We start from the raw sequence: 4,160 nt of genomic DNA, 5'->3' as shown, positions 1-4,160 counted from the left end.
CTTCTGTATTTTGCTGGGAAAACTAGGTGATATAACAAAACAGTTACGTTATGACTCTTGTGTATAAACTCACTCATTCACCTAATTTCGCAGCAAGCTGCGGGGAATAAAACCCTCAGAGATTTAACAGTGAGTATAAAGCGATGGAACAACGACAACGTAACAACTCAACAAGGAAACTACAACTTTGTCACCCCAAGTAAAATCCGAATTGAGCTTAGAGATAGCAACAATAATGTTACTGAAGTTAAAACGCTGACTTTGCTTAGTTTAGCCAACAGTGTAATGACCACAAAGGTCTTTACCCAGCAACCAGAATGGGCAGCAATCAATAGCGAACAAGGTGTAGTGAGTACTGAAAGGTTTATGCTTGCTATTCAGTAACCTCAATGCCGACTTAAGTATTGACAGCTTAAGTCGGCATATATTCTTATCTAAAAACCAAAATTGAATAAGGGTTCAATGCTCCCTACCGCACCAACATTACATTGCTTAAAAATTAAACTTTGTCAATGAAGCCTACAAAAAGCTTCTATTTGCTACATTCAATATTATTCTTAAACATACCACCAACAACAATTTTTTATGGCATGATAGAAACTGCCCCAAACATTACAGCTCTAGATGATTCAATTTCTTTTGAATTTGAATATGCATCTGCCTCTGAAAATGCAAATACAGCACAACTATTTTCAGAAGCAGTAGAGGCAATTGATAGTAACGATTATGCCTTGCTGGATAGTATTGTTGGTAAATCTGGGTTCGATATCAGAACGAAAAACGCTCAAGGTCAAACACTCTTTCACTCTTTTTTCGCTATAGAATTTGACGATACACGACCAATGTGCCCTGAAGCTGTTCAAAATCGTAGGGAAATGTTTCGATTGCTAATGACTTCGAAAAACGCAACTGATGCAATGTTCCTTAGAGACCAAAATGAGCATACCTTTCTACACACGCTATTCGAACACCCCTCTAGAGTTAATAACGTCTTGTTACACGATATTGCACAGGCACGTCCACAGCTTGTTAAAAACTTAGCCGCTAGGGAAGCTGCTAACGGCCAGTCATTAATTAGCGTAGGCTTGACTGCATTATCAAAAATTCCAGAGAAACGGTCTCTCCTTGAACGGTTTTCTGCAAGAGTAAAAGCATTTGCCACTACCTTAAAAATCATGGTGTTTCATCGATTTCATTTAATCACAGAAGATGAAGTTGATACCGCTAGGGTAATAGCTGCAAAAATCGCAGCAGAAATGCCGTTTATGACGAGAAAAGAAAAAGTAAATCTTCTGTCTGACCTAGGCACACATCTTAACTTACTTACAGAATCCAATAGCTATTTACGACAACAAATACTAGACAAGGATTACAATTGGCTTAGCGCATCTTTACAAAAAGATGCAGCAAAAGAAACAATCGAAGACGAGAATGGAAATAAGCCTAGTGAGCCTTTACCAGAGCCAACAACAGAAGTAGTTGAAAAAGAACCTATTGAAGAACTGCTTGAAGAAGAAACTATTGAAGAATTGAATGAAGACGATGAAATTGAAGAAATATCCGTCAGTGAAATAACGGCTCAACAGCATCGAGAGGCATTTAGATCCATTGAGCATGTTGGACAAATAGAAGCTCAGGACGTCACTTATGCTCCCGAGGTTTATATGGATGTCAATAACATTCCTCATAGTGGCATCGAATTTTTGCATGAGCACAATCATGTTGCTCAAAAAGGCTTATCAAAATTTATTAAAAATCAAAAGCAAAATTTTAAAGGCTCACCCAAAGTCCACATCGGGCTATTAGGTATAAATGAAAGATCAACATTTGGGGTCAAGCGACCAAGCCATACCGTGTTGGTTATTCATGTGAATAACAAAGCCATTATTGTAGACTCAAAATTTGGTAGTATTTACTGGGAAGCAGATGACGTATACCGTACACAATTACAGCCTTTTCAAAACCATGATGATTGCACTCGTTATGCGGTCGCAACAGCCGTTGAACTTTGTAAAGTACTCCCCAACATGCATAGTATGGATCCGCTGCAGCAAGAGATGGAAATAAAAAAAGCAATCCGCATGATAAATCCATTAATGCTCACAAATATCGAAGTCGATGAGTATCTCAATCCTTACAGAGAAAAGCATAAAAGGGAGTATGATGAAGTAACAAGAATTATGGAGCAGAATGAAGAAGCAAAAAGAACAGCACAACTGGTTCAAGTCGTTGTATGATTTGCTTTCTAGCCGCAAGATAAAAGCAGTCGACTCAAGTGACGATAGCTTGAATCTGGCAACATATCTTTAAAGACAAATACAGTTTTAACTCGCTTTAATTTCCCTTTCGAATTTGCACTCATCAAATAAAATGCACAAAACCAATCTGAAACCCACAGTTTTTCAATTTTGTAAGTACTTGTTGTATCGTATTTTCTAAATTCACCTAGCTCGCTTAATTGAAATGCCAATTTCCATTGATGTAATGTCTTAAACTGATTGATTAAGCAAAATAAGCAGAACAAAAATACTGTCACTTGAAAGACATAAAAAACGAAATATTCCGATTCAGGCCAAGCTAAAAAGCTGGATAGGATAAGCGCAGCGAAAGCAATGAAAGCCACTCGCTGCATAGAAGAAGCTTGTAGAGTAAAACTATGGCTTTGGACGGCCACGAACGGTTACAACCATTTGAGCAAGCTCAGGATCAGGGCAGTCTTCATGCCCCATAAACCAAGCGAATAATTCGGGGTCTTCACACTCCAGTAAACGTACGAAAATAACTTTGTCTTTCTCTGACAAATTTTCATAATGTGTGTCTACAAATGGCTGAAAAATAACATCCAACTCCAGCATGCCGCGACGACAAGCCCATCTAACGCGAGCAATGTTCATCAATTCCAAAGTGTTTTCCTCATAAATCAAAACTATGACGAGTTTATCAGTTATCCAGCAACAGATAAATCATTCAAGAATCCCCCAACTCACTTGATAATAGCAACAATTCTCATTTTTATTATTTACTGAAACTTATAGAGTGTTTATTATTCAGCAGCTTATTTAATTCACACGGACTCTGATATGTCTAATGTAGACAAACCAACAACCCGAGTTACCTTTAACTCAAAGAAAAGCCGTCATTTCGCTGCAATATCAATGGCCTTCGCCACCTCTGTCGTCATCATTCCGGGTATGACAACTTATTTACTCATGTTACGCACCAGCCTTAGATTTAGTGCATAATCTGAGGTATGAACGAAGCATTAGTAGAACTGTATAGCGATTACCTACTTTCCAGCTTTGGACAAGCAACAGCCACAGGGATGTCAGAAATGCTGGATGGTGCTTACAGTCATGATCAGGTAACAAGACTCCTCTCCACGAATGACTTTACCAGTAAGACATTGTGGGGAATGGTGAAACCTACAGTTAGACAAATCGAGTCAGAAGATGCGGTATTGATTTTCGATGACACAATTGAAGAAAAACCTTATACAGGTGAAGATGCCTTAGTTACTTGGCATTATGACCACACAAAAGGGCGAACAGTTAAAGGCATAAACTTACTTAACTGCCTTTATCACACGCAAGGCGTATCTATTCCTGTTTCTTACAAGCTTATTGAAAAACCGATTCAATATTGTGATTTAAAAACAAAGAAACCACTTAGAGCTTCTGAAACAACGAAAAATGAAGATTTTAGAGAAATTTTACATATAAGTTGCCAAAACCAACTCAAATTTGAATATGTGTTAGCCGATTCTTGGTTTTGTTCAAATGAAAATATGAGATATATCAAACACAACTGCCACAAAGATTTCGTAATGGCCTGTAAATCAAATCGTCTGATATCGTTGAGTGAAGATGATAAAAGGCACAAAATATCACAACGAGTAGATACGCTTGAATTTCAAAAAGGGCAATCTGTAAAAGTTTGGATAGCAGGAGTGGATTTCGCTTTGTTGCTATCCAAACAAGTCTTTAAAAACAGAGACGGAAGCACAGGCGAGCTTTATTTGTTATGCAGTGATCTTGATCCGTCATTTCGCACTGATATTTCCTAACACTTAACAATAATCACTCACGGCTAATCAAGACACAAAGATCACAACAATTATGGCAAATAGATCACTGAGCCATAGCTAAAAGATCACAGACAAA

General features: G+C 37.9%; 5 protein-coding genes and 2 pseudogenes. 4 read left to right on the top strand and 3 right to left on the bottom strand.

The window, feature by feature from the left end; all coding sequences use genetic code 11:
* A pseudogene (locus D5018_RS20785) lies at positions 1-77 on the bottom strand (IS200/IS605 family transposase); the annotation flags it as partial.
* Positions 78-129: 52 nt separating this feature from the next.
* Between D5018_RS20785 and D5018_RS20780 the strand changes: the two are divergent.
* On the top strand, positions 130-384 hold the full coding sequence (locus tag D5018_RS20780) for a hypothetical protein (RefSeq protein ID WP_133309367.1): 255 nt from the start codon (positions 130-132) through the stop codon (positions 382-384).
* 206 nt (positions 385-590) lie between these two features.
* Positions 591-2,237: a hypothetical protein gene (locus D5018_RS20775; protein ID WP_133309366.1), complete on the top strand. Its 1,647-nt coding sequence runs from the start codon at positions 591-593 to the stop codon at positions 2,235-2,237.
* A gap of 8 nt (positions 2,238-2,245) precedes the next feature.
* Here D5018_RS20775 and D5018_RS20770 read toward each other — a convergent pair whose 3' ends face one another.
* The gene (locus D5018_RS20770; RefSeq protein WP_133309365.1) at positions 2,246-2,674 is read right to left on the bottom strand and encodes a protein YgfX; all 429 of its coding nucleotides are present in this window, start codon (positions 2,672-2,674) and stop codon (positions 2,246-2,248) included.
* The gene (locus tag D5018_RS20765) at positions 2,655-2,903 is read right to left on the bottom strand and encodes an FAD assembly factor SdhE (RefSeq protein WP_121840884.1); all 249 of its coding nucleotides are present in this window, start codon (positions 2,901-2,903) and stop codon (positions 2,655-2,657) included. Before D5018_RS20765 ends, D5018_RS20770 begins: the two co-directional genes overlap by 20 nt.
* 177 nt (positions 2,904-3,080) lie before the next feature.
* Here D5018_RS20765 and D5018_RS21850 point away from each other — a divergent pair, with 177 nt between their 5' ends.
* Both D5018_RS21850 and D5018_RS20760 read left to right on the top strand, forming a co-directional pair.
* Positions 3,081-3,242: a hypothetical protein gene (locus D5018_RS21850; RefSeq protein WP_165905138.1), complete on the top strand. Its 162-nt coding sequence runs from the start codon at positions 3,081-3,083 to the stop codon at positions 3,240-3,242.
* A gap of 8 nt (positions 3,243-3,250) precedes the next feature.
* A pseudogene (locus D5018_RS20760) lies at positions 3,251-4,033 on the top strand (transposase); the annotation flags it as partial.
* Between the last annotated feature and the right edge of the window lie 127 nt (positions 4,034-4,160).

The sequence above is a fragment of the Parashewanella curva genome, assembly GCF_003675895.1.
GTDB lineage: Bacteria > Pseudomonadota > Gammaproteobacteria > Enterobacterales > Shewanellaceae > Parashewanella > Parashewanella curva.
This window is presented reverse-complemented; position numbering and strand designations above follow the sequence as displayed.